At 58.8% G+C, this 18979-nt stretch carries 17 protein-coding genes; 8 read left to right on the forward strand and 9 right to left on the reverse strand.

The annotated features are described in order from the left end of the window. The first annotated feature begins 36 nt into the window (after window positions 1-36). Genes AAC850_RS05795 through AAC850_RS05825 form a run of 7 tightly spaced genes read left to right on the forward strand, consistent with a single transcriptional unit; the run spans window position 37 to window position 6108 of the window. Entirely contained in the window at window positions 37-1185 is a 1149-nt protein-coding gene (locus AAC850_RS05795; protein ID WP_340587734.1) for a D-alanyl-D-alanine carboxypeptidase family protein, read from the forward strand. Window positions 1186-1187: 2 nt separating this feature from the next. Continuing rightward, a complete protein-coding gene (tmk, locus tag AAC850_RS05800; RefSeq protein ID WP_340587735.1) occupies window positions 1188-1820 on the forward strand; it encodes a dTMP kinase in 633 nt (210 codons plus the stop codon). Beyond that, window positions 1817-2788: an AAA family ATPase gene (locus AAC850_RS05805; RefSeq protein WP_340587736.1), complete on the forward strand. Its 972-nt coding sequence runs from the start codon at window positions 1817-1819 to the stop codon at window positions 2786-2788. The genes tmk and AAC850_RS05805 overlap by 4 nt, the downstream gene beginning before the upstream one ends. A 13-nt stretch (window positions 2789-2801) precedes the next feature. Then, window positions 2802-4367 carry a methionine--tRNA ligase gene (gene metG, locus AAC850_RS05810; RefSeq protein WP_340587737.1) on the forward strand — a complete coding sequence of 522 codons (1566 nt, stop codon included), beginning with the start codon at window positions 2802-2804 and terminating at the stop codon, window positions 4365-4367. After that, window positions 4367-5155, forward strand: coding sequence for a TatD family hydrolase (locus AAC850_RS05815; protein ID WP_340588079.1), 789 nt, complete (start codon window positions 4367-4369; stop codon window positions 5153-5155). Before metG ends, AAC850_RS05815 begins: the two co-directional genes overlap by 1 nt. Next, the gene (locus AAC850_RS05820) at window positions 5152-5919 is read left to right on the forward strand and encodes an MBL fold metallo-hydrolase (RefSeq protein WP_340587738.1); all 768 of its coding nucleotides are present in this window, start codon (window positions 5152-5154) and stop codon (window positions 5917-5919) included. Before AAC850_RS05815 ends, AAC850_RS05820 begins: the two co-directional genes overlap by 4 nt. Window positions 5920-5931: 12 nt before the next feature. After that, a complete protein-coding gene (locus tag AAC850_RS05825; RefSeq protein ID WP_340587739.1) occupies window positions 5932-6108 on the forward strand; it encodes a hypothetical protein in 177 nt (58 codons plus the stop codon). Between the two features lie 131 nt (window positions 6109-6239). Here the strand turns inward: AAC850_RS05825 and uxuA are convergent, their stop codons facing one another. Both uxuA and AAC850_RS05835 read right to left on the reverse strand, forming a co-directional pair. Beyond that, window positions 6240-7421 carry a mannonate dehydratase gene (uxuA, locus tag AAC850_RS05830; protein WP_340587740.1) on the reverse strand — a complete coding sequence of 394 codons (1182 nt, stop codon included), beginning with the start codon at window positions 7419-7421 and terminating at the stop codon, window positions 6240-6242. Window positions 7422-7431: 10 nt separating this feature from the next. Then, window positions 7432-8697 carry an Nramp family divalent metal transporter gene (locus tag AAC850_RS05835; RefSeq protein WP_340587741.1) on the reverse strand — a complete coding sequence of 422 codons (1266 nt, stop codon included), beginning with the start codon at window positions 8695-8697 and terminating at the stop codon, window positions 7432-7434. 147 nt (window positions 8698-8844) lie between these two features. Here AAC850_RS05835 and mazG point away from each other — a divergent pair, with 147 nt between their 5' ends. Beyond that, window positions 8845-9597 carry a nucleoside triphosphate pyrophosphohydrolase gene (gene mazG / locus AAC850_RS05840; RefSeq protein WP_340587742.1) on the forward strand — a complete coding sequence of 251 codons (753 nt, stop codon included), beginning with the start codon at window positions 8845-8847 and terminating at the stop codon, window positions 9595-9597. Here the strand turns inward: mazG and hflX are convergent. The 7 genes from hflX to dusB form a co-directional block, all read right to left on the reverse strand. Continuing rightward, window positions 9594-10919, reverse strand: a complete 1326-nt coding sequence (hflX, locus tag AAC850_RS05845) for a GTPase HflX (protein ID WP_340588080.1) — start codon at window positions 10917-10919, stop codon at window positions 9594-9596. The two genes, mazG and hflX, sit on opposite strands and share 4 nt — an antisense overlap. Next, the gene (gene hfq / locus AAC850_RS05850; RefSeq protein ID WP_340587743.1) at window positions 10919-11506 is read right to left on the reverse strand and encodes an RNA chaperone Hfq; all 588 of its coding nucleotides are present in this window, start codon (window positions 11504-11506) and stop codon (window positions 10919-10921) included. Before hfq ends, hflX begins: the two co-directional genes overlap by 1 nt. A 174-nt stretch (window positions 11507-11680) precedes the next feature. After that, complete coding sequence (gene ntrX, locus AAC850_RS05855; protein ID WP_340587744.1) at window positions 11681-13066, reverse strand: nitrogen assimilation response regulator NtrX; 1386 nt, start codon at window positions 13064-13066, stop codon at window positions 11681-11683. A gap of 21 nt (window positions 13067-13087) precedes the next feature. Continuing rightward, window positions 13088-15316 carry a sensor histidine kinase gene (locus tag AAC850_RS05860; RefSeq protein WP_340587745.1) on the reverse strand — a complete coding sequence of 743 codons (2229 nt, stop codon included), beginning with the start codon at window positions 15314-15316 and terminating at the stop codon, window positions 13088-13090. Window positions 15317-15374: 58 nt separating this feature from the next. Further along, window positions 15375-16790 (reverse strand): sigma 54-interacting transcriptional regulator, encoded by a 1416-nt coding sequence (locus AAC850_RS05865; protein ID WP_340587746.1) that lies wholly within the window; start codon window positions 16788-16790, stop codon window positions 15375-15377. Beyond that, entirely contained in the window at window positions 16787-17887 is a 1101-nt protein-coding gene (locus AAC850_RS05870; RefSeq protein WP_340587747.1) for a two-component system sensor histidine kinase NtrB, read from the reverse strand. Before AAC850_RS05870 ends, AAC850_RS05865 begins: the two co-directional genes overlap by 4 nt. Next, a complete protein-coding gene (gene dusB / locus AAC850_RS05875) occupies window positions 17884-18906 on the reverse strand; it encodes a tRNA dihydrouridine synthase DusB (RefSeq protein ID WP_340587748.1) in 1023 nt (340 codons plus the stop codon). The genes AAC850_RS05870 and dusB overlap by 4 nt, the downstream gene beginning before the upstream one ends. Window positions 18907-18979: the final 73 nt, after the last annotated feature.

Raw genomic sequence — 18979 nt, forward strand, 5'->3', positions numbered from 1 at the left:
TCGCGTCCTTCCATCGCAAAACGTGGTGGAGTGGGCGTGAAGTACAAAGCGGCGATTGTATTGGCGGCAGCGGCGCTGGCATGGCCGGGTTCGGCTGCGATCCCCGCCGACGCGCCTGTGGCCGACGAGATCCCGATTGCGCTCCTGGTCGATATTTCGAGCGGTCAGGTCCTCTATGAACGCGAAGCGGATCGTCGCTTCGTCCCCGCTTCCGTTACCAAGGTCATGACCGCGTATACCGCGTTCAAGCTGGTAGATGAGGGTGCGTTAAGGCTCGATATGCCGTTTCTCTACAGCGAGGAGATGGAAGATGAGTGGTATGCCGAAGGCTCCAATATGTTCTTGCGCGCCGGAGAGCGGCCTACAATTGCACAGCTGCTGCTCGGCATAACAACTGTCTCGGGCAATGATGCCAGCGTGGCCATTGCCATGGCTTCCACCGGATCGCTCGAGGAATGGCTCGAACTGATGAACGCGAACGCCAGGGAACTGGGTATGCGCAACACCCATTTCGGCTCGCCCAACGGCTTCCCCGATGGTGGGCAGACCTACACGACCGCCAATGATCTCGCCCTGCTCGGACAGGCGATCACCCAGCAATACCCCGGCTTGTACCGGCGCTTTTTCGGCCATCGAAGGCTTCGTTGGCGCGACATCACCCAGGTCAATCATGACCCGGTGACCGGGCGCGTCGACGGCGCCGATGGGATGAAGACCGGATTCACGAATGAGGCGGGCTTTACTTTCATCGGTTCAGCCGAACGGGATAACCGCCGGCTGGTCATGATACTTGCAGGCTCGCCCACTGGTGAGGCTCGGGACGAGTCTGCGCGCCAGTTGCTGGAATGGGGCTTCGATGGATTCGAAAGGCAGGTCTTGCTGCCCGAGGGAGCATTGGTAGGCAGTGCCTTAGTGCAGGATGGAGCACGCTCGCAGGTCGGCTTGCGCCTGCCGCAGGAGTTCACAATCGCCTTGCCGGTAGATCGCGAGGAGACAGATTGGCAGGTCGATATCGTCTATCGCGGACCGATAGAGGCACCCATTACTGCCGGCGATCCAGTTGCCCGCTTGCGTCTTGTCATCGATGGTGAGGCCGTTCTCGAAACGCCGCTTGAAGCGACCGAAGATGTTGCAAAAGCCAATAGCTGGCAGCGGATCGCGAATGCGTTTGCGCGATGGTTTTGAGCATGAGCGGACGTTTCATCACATTCGAAGGCGGCGAGGGCGCGGGCAAATCCACGCAGGCGCGAATGCTGGCCGACTTGCTGGAAGCACGCGGTCTGAATGTCGTGCTGACACGCGAACCCGGCGGTACACCGGGTGCGGAAGCCATTCGGGAACTCCTGTTGGACAATCGTCACGATTGGGATGTGCGAGCCGAGGCGCTCTTGTTTGCTGCGGCGCGCTCCGATCATGTTGAGAACGCTATTGGCCCTGCGCTCGACCGGGGTGACTGGGTTGTATGCGATCGCTTCATCGATTCATCACGCGCCTACCAGGCGGGTGGAGACGATTTGTCGGATGATGCTATCCTTTCGCTGCACACAATCGGTTCCTTCGCTCTCATGCCCGATGTGACATTCCTCCTTTATGCTGAAACAGACGCCATCGCCTCACGCCTCGCCGCGCGCGATGGAGACGAATCCGACAGGATCGGCGGACGGCCCGCGGAATATCACGCGCGGGTCGCCCAACGCTTCCGCGATCTGGCCGCGATGGACCCCGAACGATTCATATTGATCGACGCTTCAGGAACGCCCGATGTGGTGCATGAGCGCGTATTGCGGGCGATGGCACCCTTGTTGGGGGAGGGCGGTTGAGCCTCCTGCCTGCCGACTATATCGGCCACGAGGATGCCTGGATCGAATGGCGCCGCGCACTTGGCGGTGAGCGCATGCACCATGGCTGGATCCTTTCCGGGCGAAAGGGCGTGGGGAAATCCGCCTTTGCATTGGCCGCTGCCCGTGAATTGGTCGCCGAGGACGGTGTGCCGCAGCCGACGGGAGAGCATCCGGACGTAATCTACCTCTCGCACCCGCCCAAGAATGATGGCGAGGCGAAGAAGGCGGCGGAAGGCAAGCCGTACGAGCGAGCGCGTAACATCAAGATCGACCAAGTTCGCAAGCTGCAGCAGCGGTTGAACACGCGCCCGACGGTCGGATCGCGGCGGGCGGTCATTATCGATCCGGCCGACGACATGGAACCGAGCGCGGCAAATGCCCTTCTTAAGACCCTTGAAGAGCCACCGCAGGGGACGTTTGTCATCCTCGTCGCGCACCGTATCGGTCGATTGCTCCCGACTATCCGTTCACGCTGCCGGATATTGAACTTCCCGCGCGTTTCCGATGCGGACATGGAAGCCGTGCTGGCGCGCGAAGCTCCCCAAGCGACAGGCGAAATGCGAGCTGCTGCAATCGCAGCAGCCAGCGGCTCGCCTGGCGCTGCCATCGATTTTGTGGAACTCGATCTCGGCAAAATCCACACGCTGATGCAGCAGATAGCCGATAACGGCGATCCGGATTTCGGGCTGCGCGGTCGGTTGGCAGCAGCCATGGGAGCGCGTCCCTCACGTGAGAAGCAGCTGGCGGCAATCGAACTGGCGCGTGCAGTCGTGGCGGCAAGGATGAACTCGGTGGCGCAAGCCGAGATACCTGAGCTCGTCAAAACCCACAGCGCGCTAGTGCGGCTGTCCGCACAGGCTCCAACCGCGAATTTCGATCCGGGCCTCCTGATAATGGAAGTCGGTACGCTGCTAACCGGCCTTGCAGCTTCCCATAGCGCAGCCTAGGGAAGCCGCCATAATGGCAGACCCTTTTTATCTCACCACCGCAATTCATTATCCCAATGGCAAGCCGCATATCGGGCACGCCTATGAGACCATCGCAGCCGATGTGCTGGCGCGCTTTCATCGCCAAATGGGACGGGATGTTCGGTTCCAGACCGGCACGGACGAGCACGGTCTGAAAATGGCGCAGAAAGCGCGAGACCTTGGCACAACGCCGCGTGCCCTGGCGGACGAAATGTCGGGATATTTCCGTGAATTATTTGACCGGCTTGATATTTCGTATGATCGTTTCATCCGCACCAGCGAGGACGAACATCACCGTGCCAGCCAGGCAATCTGGAAGGCAATGGAAGCCAAGGGCGACCTTTATCTCGACCGCTACGAAGGCTGGTACTCGATCCGTGACGAAGCCTATTACGATGAAAGCGAGCTTGTCGAAGGGGAGGGCGGCGACAAGCTATCCCCGCAGGGCACACCGGTCGAATGGACCGTGGAGGAAAGCTGGTTTTTCCGCCTCTCCGCCTATCAGGACAAGCTCCTAGCGCTTTATCGCGACCAGACCGATTTTATCCGCCCTGAAAGCCGTCGCAACGAAGTCATGCGCTTTGTCGAAGGCGGGTTGCGTGATCTTTCCATCAGCCGGACGAGTTTCGACTGGGGTGTAAAGGTTCCGGGTGCAGAAGACCATGTCATGTACGTCTGGGTCGATGCACTCACCAATTACCTGACGGGACTCGGTTATCCCGACCAAACCGATGACATGGCCAAATTCTGGCCCGCCGACCTTCACCTGATCGGGAAGGATATTACCCGCTTTCACGCCGTCTATTGGCCTGCCTTCCTGATAAGCGCCGACATCGCGCCGCCAAAGCAGGTATTTGCGCACGGATTTTTGCTGAACAAGGGCCAGAAGGAGAGCAAATCTGTCGGCAACGTCACGGACCCGGCAGAACTTGCGGACCTCTATGGCGTTGACGTCTTGCGGTATTTCCTGCTGCGCGAATTCAGCTTCGGTCAGGATGGCAGCTATTCACGAGAAGCAATTGTAAACAGGTCGAATTCCGAGCTTGCAAACAGTTTCGGCAATCTCGCGCAGCGGACCTTGTCGCTGATCTTCAAGAATTGCGATGGCGCATTGCCTGCGATCGGCGGCAATACGGCGTCCGATGATGCACTGTTCGAGCACGTCGGGCGCGCTGTCCGGCAGGAGATCCCCGCATCCTTCACCGATCTGGCATTCGCGCAGGGTCTGGAAGCGTGGATGGGCGCGGTTTTTGCGTGCAACGCCTATATCGACGCCGAGGCGCCCTGGGCGCTCAAGAAAACCGATCCCGAGCGGATGAATACGGTACTGGCAACATTGTACGTTTGCATCGCGCAGCTCGCTGTTGCGGTCATCCCCGTCATGCCGAGCTCGATGGCCAAGCTGCTGGATGTTATGGGAATTGCCGGGGATCTACGTACACCCGACACCATCGGTTCAAACTGGTACCTGCCGCTCTCCGAAGCCGGATTCACCCTGGAAAAGCCACAAGGCCTGTTTCCGCGTCTCGAACTGCCCGAAACTGGCGAGGGCGAATGATGTTGATCGACAGCCATTGCCACCTCAATTACGAAGGACTTGCCGAGCGGCAGGAAGAGGTGCTCGCCAGTGCAAGGGCACTAGGGGTCCGCGGCTTTTTGAATATCTCCACCCGCGAGCGTGAATGGGGTGATGTGGTCGCCACAGCAGAGCGAGAGGGCGATGTCTGGGCGACTGTCGGCATTCACCCGCATGAAGCCGACCAACACGCTGACCTGGGGCGCGAAATCCTTTTGGAAGCCAGTCATCATCCGAAGGTCATCGGTCTGGGTGAAAGCGGACTGGACTACTATTACGACAAGTCTGACCGGACGGTTCAGCAGGACCTGTTCCGCATGCACATTGGCGTGGCACGCGAAACGGGCCTGCCGTTGGTCATCCATACCCGCGATGCCGATCAGGATACTGGCGATATCCTCGAGGACGAGATGGGGAAGGGAGCCTTCCCCGCACTCATTCACTGTTTTACGGCTTCGCCTGAATTCGGCAGGCGCGTACTCGACATGGGCTTGACGATCTCGCTTTCGGGCATAGTCACGTTCAAGAACGCGCGCGATCTGCAGGAATTTGCAAAAGAAATCCCGGCGGATCGCCTGTTGGTTGAAACCGACAGCCCGTTCCTTGCACCTGTTCCGCACCGCGGAAAGCCTGGCGAACCCGCCTTTGTCCGCGACACCGCCGAATTCGTAGCGCAGCTGCGCGAAACCGACGTGGAGGCGATCGGTAAGGTGACGACGGCCAATTTCTTCAAGCTGTTCACCAAGGCCGACGAACGGACGGTAGCATGAAGCTCATAGTCCTGGGCTGCGGGACATCGACAGGCGTGCCGCGCGTGGGGAACGATTGGGGAGCTTGCGACCCTGATAACCCTAAGAACCGCCGTACACGTGTCTCGATCATGGTCGAAAGCGCGTTGGGCAAACGCCTGCTGGTCGACACTTCGACAGATTTGCGTCAGCAACTGCTCGCCAATGATATCGAGGCGATCGACGGGGTCTTCTGGACGCATGACCATGCGGATCATTGTCACGGAATCGATGACTTACGCCCACTTCGCTTCGGCCGTAGCGCGGCGATCCCGGGCTTTGCGTCGAAATATACAGCTCAGCGGCTGCGCAAGCGGTTCGATTACGTTTTTGCCGGTCAATATGGTTATCCGACGATCGTTGATCTGGAAGAACTCGGGACCAAGCATATGCACGCAGGGTTCGGTCTGGAATGGATGGAAATGCCGCATGGACCGATCACTACGACAGCCTTTCGTTTCGATTCTGACGGAAAATCAATCGGCTACGCGACAGACTTCAGCGAATTGACCGATGAAATGGTAGACTTTTTCACCGATATTGACATCCTGGTGACCGATTGTTTGCGTCGTCAGCCTCATCCGACCCATGCGCATCTTGGAATGGCTCTTGAGTTCGCGGAACGCACGAATGCCGGGATCACCGTTTTGTCCCATCTCGACAAGAGCATGGATTTTGAGGCGGTTAGCTCGGAAATTCCATCCGACGTGCTGGTCGGCTATGACGGGATGAAACTGGAGGCGTGAGGAAAGGCTGACATGGGAAGTTTCGGCGAAGCGCATTGGGTATCGATCATCGCCATGCTCGGCTGGCTTGTTCTGGTGGCTGGAGCTTATCGTTCATATCAAGTGGATACGAGCAAGACGATCCGGATGGCATTGATCTGGGCTTCGATCTTTGCCGCGGTGGCATTTGTTTTCAGCATAATCAACTGACTAAGGGGAGAAGCTCTCACCCCCATCACCTGTCAGACTTAACATAATATATATTATCATTCGCCTAGCTGGAATGATCGGATGGAAATCGGTCGCCCCTATCCCAATTCAGCGAACCCAAAAACAAGCGTTCACTGCATCGCAGTCACCGCCCGAATAACGCCGCGGATCTCGGCAAGGCCTTTCATGCGGCCAATTGCCGAGTATCCCGGGTTTGTCGTTCGCGATACGTCGCCCAGCATAAGATGGCCGTGGTCCGGCCTGATGAAGATGTCGCGTCCAAGCCTTGCCTCGTTTTCGAGCAGATGCCGGATCACACGAACCATGTCGATGTCGCTATCCAGATGGCTCGCTTCGTAGAATGATCGTTGCTCATCAACATCGCGACAGACGCCGCGCAAATGTGCAAAATGTATCCGCTCGGCAAACTGGCTCGCCATATGCGGCAGATCGTTGTCGGGCCTGCTGCCATAGGTGCCGACGCAAAGCGTCATGCCATTGGAGGGATTCGGCATCGCGCCGAACAGGCGATCTAGGTCATCGGGTGTGCATATGATTCGCGGCAGGCCAAACATGTCCCACGGCGGATCATCGGGATGGATGGCGAGTTTGACGTCGAGTTTCTCCGCGACCGGCAACACACGCTCCAAGAAGCCAATTAAATTGCTCCGCAGCACGTCATGATCGACATCGGCGTAGCGTGCCAAGGCCTCGCGAAAATCCTCTAAGGAATAGGCATCGGTCATCTTACCGGGCAGCCCGGCTATGATCGTCTGCGTCAGCTGGGCCTCTTCCTCCGAGGACATTGCTGCATGCACCCGCTTTGCCCGCGCGATTTCATCAGGCTTGTAGTCAGCCTGCGCATCGTCCCGCTGCAGGATAAAGAGATCGAAAGCGGCGAATTCGTCCTGATCGAAGCGCAAGGCAAATACGCCGCTGGGCAATTGGTATCGCAGATCGGTGCGCGTCCAATCGATTACCGGCATGAAATTGTAGCAGATGGTCTTGATGCCTTCGGCTGCCAGATTTTCAAGCGAAGCGATCCATGCATCGACGTATTTCTCATGCCCGGGCGCAGCCAGCTTGATGTCGTCATGCACCGGGATGCTTTCCACCACGGTCCAGTGCAGCGGCGACATGGTGTCGTTTTGCTCTTCGATTAGCGCCCTGTGCGCAGCAATATCCTCGCGCCGCCATTCCTCTCCGATGGGGATTTGGTGCAATGCGCTGACGATGTCGGTTGCGCCGGTCTGCCGAATCTCATCGAGAGTCACCGGGTCATTCGGCCCGAACCAACGCCAAGACTCACGCATCGCTCAACCCCTACGCACCGATCATCGCCAAAAGGCCCTGGAAGCCCATATAGCCCGTGATCATCGAGAAGAGGAAGATGGCGAACAGGATGACATTCGTGAAAAACGTGTGCCGATGTTCGCCCATCAGATCAGCGCGGTTGCCGAGATAGATAATGCAGGCAATCGTGGCGGGCAAAAGCACCACGTTGAAGGCCTGCGATGCGATCATCACGAACAGCGGCCTCGCCTCGAAAAGCGGCACAACCAGCCCAAGCAGCGAAATGATGAGCACCATCACGCGATAGTTCGGGAGTGTCATGTCGCGCGGCGAATTTCGGTAATCACACAGCAGCCAGGGCAACATCAACACATTGGGAAATTGCGAGGAAACGCCGGCGGCGATGATACCCGTAGCGAAGATTGAAACCGCAAACGTCCCTGCCAGCGGCTCCAGCAAGGTGATCATCTGCGACGGCGCGTCGAGACCGATCCCCTCCGCATAGAGAGTGCCTGCGGCGGCCGCCATGATCGCAGCACTGATAACGAACATCATGGTCACGGCGAAAAGCGCGTCACGGTTCTGCTGTTTGCTGTCAGCAATAGTCCACCCGGCCTCTTTCACCAGGGTTGTCCTGATAATGAAAAGTCCGGAAAACAGCGTTGTCCCGACCATTGAAGCGATCAGAAGCAAAGGCCCCTGCCCTCCTGTTTCACTTGCCGGAACATCGGGAACTGACGGGATCAATCCGCGCATGACTTCGAGCGGCGGCGGCGCAAGAATCAGGAAATTGAGCACGAAGCTGGCCGCCATGATGGCCACGATCACGGCGAGTGAACGTTCGAACACCTGCGTGCGGCCATTCCAGAATATCAAGTAGACAAGCCCGATGAAGAACGCCGCCCAGTAGATCGGGGCGATGCCGCCGCTCACGAAATTCTTGGACCATTCGAAGCTTATCTCGGCGACAATTCCCATGACGCCCATCACGCTGCCGGCGACGCCAGCGGTCAGCGCGACAATAAAGAACAGGCCAACGATCGGGTGGATGTGCTTGCGGAAGGCCTGAAGAGCAGTCTCTCCGGTCACCAGCGTGAAACGGCCATAGGTCGTGATCATCACATAGGTAGCGACGCAGGATATAAGCACCGTCCAAAGCAGCGACATGCCGTAGCTTGCCCCCGCCTTCGCCATCGTTGTGACACTGCCGGTGCCGATGTTGAAACCCAGCAGGAATATTCCCGGCAGAAACAACGCGAGTTTGCCTTTCAGCCCGCTTGGCCGCTCGGATTCCATATAGTGCTCTCTCCCCTTCCCCGTCTTGGCAGAAGCCGCAGCACGGGAAAAGGCTTGGTTGTGCATATGCTATTGCCGCACTGGTCGGCACCGTGCGGACTTGGTAACCGCAGCTGACATTGGACCTATCTGAAAGCGCTCAACGCCATGCCCAACCAAATGCAGCGACTTCTCGAGATCATGGCGCGCTTGCGAGATCCCGATAAGGGTTGCGAATGGGATGTGGCGCAGACTTTCGAGACAATCGCGCCCTATACGATCGAAGAGGCCTACGAGGTCGCCGATGCAATCGAGCGGGCCGATATGGAGGATTTGCGGGGAGAATTGGGCGACTTGCTGCTGCAAGTGGTCTTCCACGCGCGGATGGCCGAGGAAGCTGGCGACTTTGCGTTCGAAGATGTGGCGCGCTCAATTTCAGACAAGATGGAAGCACGGCATCCGCATATTTTCGGCGACGAAGGCGGCATCATGGATGGCAAGCAATGGGAAGATCTGAAAGCGGCTGAACGCGCGTCAAACGGATCTCAAAGCGCCATGGACGGTGTCGCGACTGCCTTGCCCGCATTGCTTCGTGCGCAAAAGCTGCAAAAGCGAGCGGCACGCGACGGTTTCGACTGGCCCGACACTGAAGGTCCGGCAGACAAGCTGGCTGAAGAGATGCAGGAATTGCGCGATGCTTCGCCCGAGCAGAAATTCGAGGAAGCCGGCGACTTGCTGTTCGCGGCAGTCAATCTGGTGCGCGCCTATGGCATTCCTCCGGAAGACGCGTTGCGCGCCGCCAATGCCAAATTCGAACGTCGGTATCGCGGAATGGAAGCTTTGGCAGACGGCGACTTTTCAAAGCTCGGTCTCGATGCGCAAGAAGCCTTGTGGCAACGTGTCAAGAAATCCGAAGTCTAACTTGCAAGTGACTCAAACCGGCCGAATTCTTTGTCAGTAAGGCGAACTTCGATCCGGCGCTCAGGCCCGGTTTCGCCATCGCCCACCTCGACTTCATCTAGAACTTCGCCATGCGCGTGCAACCAGGCGATCCGTGCGCCATCGCTGGCGGGCAGCGTGAGTGAATAGGTCCGCGCGCCTTCTGTGAGGACGGCACCAAGTCTTTGTGCGAGCGCATCCACGCCTTCGCCCGTGATCGCAGAGATGGGCAAAATACTGTCATCAGCCTCGGCCAGAGCGGCGAGGTCCTCGAGCTCATCCTCGCCGAGCAGATCCCACTTGTTCCACACTTCGACGACAGGGGCATCAACACCGTTTCCGGCCTCGTCCACCACGCCCAGGTCCTGCAAGACTGCGAGCACTTGTCTTTTCTGCTGGGCGCTATCGGGATTGGCGATGTCACGGACGTGCAGCACGATATCGGCGGCTGTCACTTCTTCCAGCGTAGCGCGAAAGGCCGCCACCAATTGGGTTGGCAGGTCGGAAATGAAGCCCACTGTGTCGGACAAGATCGCCTTCTCGACACCTGGCAGGCCGATTGCACGCATAGTGGGATCAAGTGTGGCGAAGAGCAGGTCCTCTGCCATCACCTCCGCTCCCGTCATGCGGTTGAACAGGGTCGATTTCCCAGCGTTGGTGTAACCTACCAAGGCGACAATCGGCCAAGGCGCCCTTCCCCGCCGCTTGCGGTGCAATTCGCGAGTCTTGCGGACCTGTTCCAGTTCGCGGCGCAATTTGCCCATGCGCTCGCGGATCATCCGGCGATCGGCCTCGATCTGTGTTTCGCCCGGACCGCCAAGGAAGCCGAAGCCGCCGCGCTGGCGCTCAAGGTGGGTCCAGCTGCGAACAAGGCGGCTCTGCTGGTAATCGAGATGTGCCAGTTCCACCTGCAGGCGGCCTTCAGCCGTCGCAGCACGCTCACCAAAGATTTCGAGGATCAGGCCAGTTCGGTCGATAACCTTGCGGCCGATTTTCTCTTCCAGATTACGCTGCTGGATTGGCGAGAGTGCGCCATCAATGATGACCAGCTCAGCTTCGTGCAGCTCGCAATCGGTCTTGATACGTTGAACCTGGCCTTCGCCGAACAACGTGTTCGGGCGCACGTCACGTACATTGAGGACATAGCTTTCGGCGACGACGATACCGATGGCGAGCGCGAGCCCGCGCGCCTCTTCCAGGCGTGCGGACGGATCCTCACCACTGCGTTGCCCGCGAATTTCGGGACATACGATCAGTGCACGCGCGCCGCGCGTTACTTCGCCTTCAATGTCATCATCGACTATCAGAAGTCATCGCCTTCATGATCATCGTCATCCATACCATCGGTAAGGTCTACCGGGCTGGCAGGCTGGATGGTCGAAACGGCATGTTTGTACGCAAGCTGCACGTATCCATCGCGTTCGAGCAGCATGCAGAACAGGTCGTAGGAAGCGATGCGCCCCTGCAGCATCACGCCGTTTACGAGGAACATCGTCACCTGCACCCCAGCATCGCGTACCCGGCTGAGGAAGATGTCCTGCAACAGACGCTGTTTGCGATTCCCGTCGAAGCCCGTGTCGAAGCTGTCGGCATCTACCGGATCGCCCGGCATGATAGTTGAAATAGCGTGCTTGTAGACAAGCTGGGACTGCCCTTCGCGGCGAAGCAGGATCGAGAAATTATCAAACCACGTGATAATACCCTGCAGCTTTACGCCCTTGACCAGAAACATGGTCACAGAGGTTTTATCGCGCCGCAAATGGTTGAGGAAGAGATCCTGTAGATTGCCGTTCTTGCTCACCGATCCGGTGCCGCGCGCAGCGACGGGCTCCGCCGCGGGTGCTGGTTCCGGCTTCACGACTGGCTTCGCCGTTAGCGTTCCTTTGGCCATTGTTCTGACTCCATATTATTGGTCTTCCGAACTCCGGAAGACATTCTGGCCCTTCATGTATCAACGGGATACACGCAGTGACCGAACCTATTGTGCAGGTGCAACATGGCAGGTTTTAAAGAAACATTCGAGACAAGAAAAAGTTTCTTTGGAAATGATTCCGCTAGGGCGTGACTATTCCTTGTCACCGTCACCATTGCGGTCATTCATGCCCAACAGCTTGAGTTTGCGGTGCAAAGCCGAACGCTCCATTCCGATGAATCCCGCTGTCTTGGAGATATTTCCCGAGAACCGGCGTATCTGGATACGCAGGTATTCCCGCTCGAAGCTCTCGCGCGCCTCGCGCAAGGGGACACCCATCAGGTTAGACATTCCCGCACCATTGTCGGACGAACCGCCGGTGATTTCTTCGGGCAAAAGGTCGGGCGTAATTGTCTTGAAATCCTCTCGCGGTGCGAGGATGACCGTGCGCTCGATCACATTGCGGAACTGGCGAACATTTCCCGGCCAGTCATAGGCCTGCATGGCCGCCATGGCTTCCGGCGAGATTGCCGGCGGATTGAGACCCTGTTCGCGCGCGTAGCGGGTGAAGAAATGTTCGGCGAGCGCGGGAATATCGTCCCGCCGGTCGGCCAGTGGCGGAATTTCGATGGGTACGACGTTGAGGCGATAGAAGAGGTCTTCGCGAAAACGCTTCTCCTCGATCTCGATAAGCAGATCGCGCGCGGAGGATGATACGACCCGCACATCCACGCCAACCTGGCGATTACCACCAACCCGCACAAAGCTCTGATCCGTAAGCACGCGCAGGATTCGCGCCTGCGTGTTTTCCGGCATGTCGGCGACTTCATCGAGATAAAGCGTCCCGCCATCGGCCAGTTCCAGCAATCCTGGACGCACCAGTTTACCGTCTGCCTCCTCACCAAACAATTCGTGCTCGAACCTGTCGGGAGTGATCCGCGCGGAATTCACCGTGACGAATGCCTTGTCAGCGCGGGGGCTCCACGCATGGAGCAAGCGTGCAGCGACTTCCTTGCCTGCGCCTGCAGGTCCGCTGACAAGAACGCGGCTGCCTGTGTTGGCGACGCGTTTGAGCGTGGCACGCACCTGGTTGATGACCGAGGAATTACCGGTAAATTCATCAGGCGATGCCATACCTTCACGCAGACGCTCGTTCTCGCGCCGAAGCCGCTCTGTCTCAGTCGCGCGCTCGACCAGATGCAGCAGCTTACTAGCCTCGAAGGGCTTTTCGATAAAGTCCATCGCGCCGCGGCTGACCGCAGACACAGCCGTATCGATGTTGCCATGGCCGGAGAAAATAAGAACGGGGAGGCCGGGTTCACGTGCCTTGATCGCGTCGAGCACTTCCAGTCCATCACGCGGACTGCCGTGGAGCCAGACATCGAGCAGGACGAGGCTGGGCCGCCGCTCATCGATCATCGCAATCGCGCTCTCACTGTCGCCGGTGGTGCGGCAGTCATAGCCTTCATCGGTCAGGACACCTGCGACTAGGTCGCGGATGTCGCGCTCGTCATCGACTACGAGGATATCGAGTGCCATTTCAGCTATTCCTTCTCATGGTCATTCATCCCTGTCCGGACTTTCGGCCTGATCGACAGGGTTCATTGCGAAACGCAGGCTGGTGCGCGTCCCGCCTTCCGCGATGTTTGTGAAGGCGATCTCTCCGCCATGTTCTTCGACAATCTTTTTCACGATGGCGAGGCCAAGGCCGGTGCCCTTCTCGCGCGTGGTGACGTAGGGTTCGATCACGTTGACCCCGCCTTCGGGCAAACCGATCCCGTTGTCGGTCACATCCACCCTGATGAAACCTTCTTCAACGCTGACAGTCACGCCGATCCGGCCTTTCCAGTCGATCTCTGCGTCCTTGCCCCGCGATTCGACCGCTTCTGCAGCGTTCTTCAGAACATTCGTCATCGCCTGGCCGAACTGGTGCTTGTCACAGGCGATTACCGGGACTTCCTTGTCGGTCGAAAACCCATAGGCGATGTCAGGGTGCGCCACTTCCTGCAGGAAGAGCGCCTGGCGAACGAGGTCGACCGGGTCCTCCTGTCGGAACAGGGGCTTGGGCAGGCGCGCGAAGCTGGAGAATTCATCTACCATAGTGCGCAGAGCGCCAACTTGCCGCACGATCGTTCCCGTCAATTCATCGAACAGTTCGGCATCCTGCTCGATCTGCTTGCCGTAGCGCCGCTTCAGTCGCTCGGTCGCAAGCTGGATCGGAGTCAGCGGATTCTTGATTTCATGCGCGATGCGGCGCGCTACATCGGACCAGGCCGCCTGCCGCTGGTCGACGAGCTGACGCGTGATATCCTCGAACGTGATGACCAATCCTTCGGTCGCCGGCGAGATCTGCACCGCCAGTGTCAGCAGGTCGCCGCCACGATTGAACTGGATGATCTCGCTGGCCGAACCTTCCTGGATCAGTCGCCCAATTTCCGGCACGACCGCGCCAAGTTCCTGCCCGATCACCGCATCGTCCGGCGTCTCCAGCAGCAAGTTCTGCGCCGAACTGTTCATCAGCAGGATGCGCCCTTCCCCGTCGAGGGAAATGATCCCGGCAGTAATGGATTCGAGTACCGCCTCCATGAAGGCACGCCTTTCGGCAAGTTGCGCATTAGCCCCGAGCAATGCGTCTGTTTGCCGCTCGATCTGCGAACTCATGCGGTTGAAGGCGCGGTTTAGCAGGCCGATTTCATCCTGACCGGTGCGCCCGGCGACACGCATGGCGTAATTGCCACTACCGATCTCACCCGCAGCTGTGGCTAGCTCGGCCAACGGCTTCACTTGCCGGTCGGCAAAGCGAAGCGCGGCGTAAACAGCTATGCCCACCAGTGCGAGAGAGACAAAGAAAAGCGCGACATTGAATTGCAGTTGAAGAACGCGGGCGCGTTGCGTCAGGTCTGCATAGGAGCTCACAACACTCTGGGCTTGCCTATACAGCCGCGCGGCCTCGGGTTGGGCATCCCGGGCAACATAAAGATAGAGCTCCAGCTCACGGTCGAGCAGTGCGACAGCCTCCGTGCGTTCCGGTGTCGAGGCGACTGTGAACCCCTGCCCGTCACGAAGCGGCTGCACGCTGCCGGTTGTGATGCGCTGTCGCTCCCGGTCATCCTCCGGGTCAGCGAGCGCGATCAGGCGATAGTCGCCAGTTTCCGTCAAACGAATGATCGCACCTTCGCTCAGATCACGAGAATAGACCTGGAACAGAAACTGGTCGACGAATTCCGCGCTTGTGACGGGGACATTCTGCATAACGAAACGCATGTCTCCGGCCATCGCGACGGCGTTGTTGCCTACGTCGCGCTGGTTCTCGTCATAGTAGCCTTCAGCCAGATCATTGGCATTTTCCATGATACCGCGAGAATTATCCGAGAACCAGAATTCCACGCCCGACTGAAACAGGATCGACGCAAAGACGGCCACGAACAGAGTCGGAATCGCTGCGATCACTGAGAAAAAGAACACCAGATTGACGTGAAGGCGCGCCGTATTGTTCGCGGTCCGGCGGATTGCCATGCGCCTGCCCCAAAGCACTACCAGTCCCAAGGCTGGGATGAGCGTGCCCAGCAGAAGCGCCGCAGCTTGCTCCGATGGCATCAGGTCGCTGCTGTTGGCGCGCGCGGATATTGTGAAATAAGCCGTCACCAGCATTACAACGAGCGTGATGGCGCACAGCAGTTCGAGCCATAGGAAAAGATTCAGCCGGCGCGCTGCGACTTGCGCTCGCCGCCACCAGCGCGAACGCTTCCTCGCGGTTTGCTCCGCTTCAAGAACAGGCGTGGTGGCCACGTTGCAGAGTTACAACGGCACTGTTGCCATTTTGCAAGTGCTTTCTGCCCGAGTGCGATCAGCCGGGGCTGAAATCCTCTGGATCAATGCCAAGGTCTGCGAGACGCTTTCGCAAGGTGTTGCGATTGATGCCAAGCATCTGTGCCGCCTTGAACTGGTTGCCCGCAGTCCGCCGGAGCGCGTGACAAAAGACCGGCCGTTCCAGTTCTGCCAAAGCGGCGTGGTAAAGCTCGCCATCACCAAATCGTTGCGTGGAGAGCCACTGCGTTACCGCTTCTCCGATCTTGCCTTCTTGGCCCTCTCCAGCTGCGCCGCTGTCGGGGCGGTCGTCCAGCACATTGGCAATAGTAGCCGCATCGATCACGTCTTCCCGGGCCAGCAGAGCGGCTCGATACACGAGGTTCTGCAATTCGCGCACGTTTCCGCGCCAGCTTTGCTGTTCAAGCAAGCGGGCTGCACCGCCGGAAAGCCCACGGCGCGGCAAGCCGTCCTGCGTCGCGCGGCTGAGAAAATGGCGTGCTAGGGGCTCGACATCGCCTTCGCGCTCACGCAGTGGCGGAAGCTTGATCGGAACGACATTCAGGCGATAGTAGAGGTCTTCGCGGAACGTCCCATCGTCGATAAGCGGCGCAAGATCACGGTTGGTAGCGGCTATGATACGAACATCGACCGCGATTTCTTCGCTCCCGCCCACGCGCCTGATGCGCCCCGATTGTAATGCACGCAGCAACCGCGTCTGCGCTTCGGCAGGCATGTCGCCGATCTCGTCGAGGAACAAGGTTCCCCCGTTGGCCTCTTCGAATTTGCCGATGTTGCGGGATGTCGCGCCGGTGAAGGCGCCCTTCTCATGACCGAACAGTTCGCTCTCGATCAATTCGCGCGGAATGGCAGCGGTGTTTACCGCCACAAACGGACCGGTCTTGCGGCCGCCCAACTCGTGAATTGCTTCTGCAACCAGTTCCTTTCCAGTGCCGCTTTCGCCCAGCACCAGCACCGAAAGATCATTGTGCAGCACACGGGTGATCAACCGATAGACATCCTGCATTGGCTTGCTGCGTCCGATAAGTGGAAGCCCGTCACCTTGTTCTGAAGCTTCTGCCGAGCCTTGCGCAGCCGAGTCCGCTGCCTGCCGGGCGGCGCGCACGACTTCTTCAAGATCGAACGGCTTGGGAAAATACTCGAAAGCACCGCGATCGATGGCGCGCACCGCAGTATCGAGGGTGTTCTGTGCTGAAAGGATAATGATCGGCAATTCGGGAAAGGCATCGCGGACCTTGCCCAAGGTTTCAATCCCATCGCCATCGGTCAGCATGACATCGGTCAGCATGACGTCATAGCGTCCACCCGCCAGCGCCGTATCCCTGCCCGCCACGCTGTCTTCTACATCGACGGAGAAACCTTCCCCCTCAAGACCGGCCGTGATCACCGTAGCGATCGCGTTGTCATCCTCTACCAACAATGCGCGGCGGCTCATTTTCCTGTATCCTTATTTGCTTGCTGTCGCGCCATCGGCAGGTGGATGCGAAAATGCGTCCACCCCCCCGCTTCATCACGTTCGTGGCTGACACGCCCATCCATGTCGCGCACCAATTTCTGTACGAGGGCAAGGCCGAGGCCTTGGCCATTGGTCTTGCTGGTGACGAAGGGTTCGAAAATATGGTCGCGCACAGCCGGGTCGATGCCGGAGCCATTGTCGCTGACCTGCACTTCGATCGGCAGTTTTACCGGGCGACCGAGGCGCATCACGTTCATCACGATACCGCTTACAAAGCGCGTGCGGACGATTACTTGTGGCGCGACATTTCCCGTAGCTGCTGCGTCGCGTGCATTTGCCAGCAGATTAACCAGCACCTGCACCAGTGCCCCATCATTGGCGAGCACTGGTGGCAGCGACGGATCAAATTCCTCACGCCAGGCTACCGTATCCGGGCTCGTCAAGCGCACCGTTTCCAGTGCGCGGCGGATAGACTGGTACAGATTGATAGCCGAAACAGGCTCTGAATGCTCCCGCCCGAGGCGCTGCATCCGGTCGATCAACTGGGCGATCCGGTCAACCTCGTCGGCAATGAGGCCGGTCAGCTTGCGCTCCCCTTCTCCCAATTTACGACCAAGCAATTGTGCAGCACCGCGAATAGCTGCAAGCGGGTTCTTGATCTCGTGCGCGAGCACGGCCGGACCGCGTAATGCGGGTCGCCTGGCCTGTTCCTCGAACCGTTCTTCCTGGCTTGCATCGGATAAGGTGACCACGCGCCAGCCCGGATAATTCCCGACAGTGGAGATGGTCAGATTGACCCGCAATTTGCGTTCGCCAACTTCCACATCCAGCCCGCGAGCAATCATCTGCGCGTCAGCTTGTGTCAGCTGGTCGCGGATGCGCTCCTGTACGACCGTCATAATGTCGAGCAGAGGATGTCCAACAAATCGGGACGCACTCGCTCCAAGCAAGGCTTCCGCCGCCGGATTTAGCTCCGCGACTTTATGGTCCGGTGCGATCAGCAGCATCGCAAACGTCAGTCCGCCGATCTGTTCGCGCGGGCTCGGCGTTTCGCCATGCAATTCAGCGTGACTCACGCGGCACGGCGCCGCAGGAACGGCTCGTAGAAGCGCTCGAGCTCGCCCAACACCTGTTTCGCATCATCGATGAAATTCACCTTGTTGCGGAAGTCGGCGCTGCCGTGCAGGCCCTTGGTATACCAACCCAGATGTTTGCGCGCGATCTTCACGCCGACATCCTCGCCATAATGTTCGAGCATACCGTTGTAATGTTCGATGATAGCTTCGTATTGCTCGTCGAAGCTCGGGCTTTCCAGCTTTTCGCCGGTCTTCCACCAGTGCATCACCTGGCCGAGCAGCCACGGCTTGCCGTAGGCCCCGCGCCCGATCATCAACCCGTCGGCACCCGACTGCTCGAGCGCGGTGGCGGCATTTTCGATCGTGCAGATATCGCCGTTGACGATGATCGGTATATTTACCGCGTCCTTGACCTTGCGGACAAAGGACCAGTCGGCCTCGCCCTTGTACATCTGGTTGCGCGTGCGGCCATGCACGGTCACCAGTTTCACGCCCAGATCCTCTGCAATGTGCGCGAGTTCAGGAGCATTGAGGCTGGCGTGGTCCCAACCCATGCGCATCTTCACCGTGACGGGCACGTTGACCGCCTTCACTGTCGCTTCCATCAGCTTACGGGCAAGCGGCACCTCGCGCATCAGCGCGCTGCCGGCAAACTGGCCGGTGACCTTGCGAACCGGACAGCCGAAATTGATGTCGATGATGGCAGCGCCCTGGTCCTCACTCAGCCGTGCCGCGTCGGACATGCTTTCGGGATCGCAGCCGACAAGCTGCATCGAAACCGGGTCCTCGCTCTCATGCCAGCGGGCTTTCTGGATAGATTGCCGCGTCTCACGGATGGCTGCTTCGCTGGCGATCATCTCGGTCACATTGAGACCCGAGCCATAGCGCCGCACCAATTGACGGAACGGCATATCAGTCACCCCCGTCATCGGCGCGAGCACGACCGGGCAATCAATCCGCACGGGACCGATTTCAATAGGCGTTATCGCCGGAGGAATTGGGCTAATAGTGTCGTTCATTTGCTTGTGCCTAAAATATAGGCAGGCGCATAGTGGATTGCGAGCCGCGGCTCAAGCAGGTAGCGCGCAGCAC

It is taken from the genome of Erythrobacter alti (genome assembly GCF_037996805.1).
In the GTDB taxonomy this organism is placed as follows: Bacteria; Pseudomonadota; Alphaproteobacteria; order Sphingomonadales; family Sphingomonadaceae; genus Alteraurantiacibacter; species Alteraurantiacibacter alti.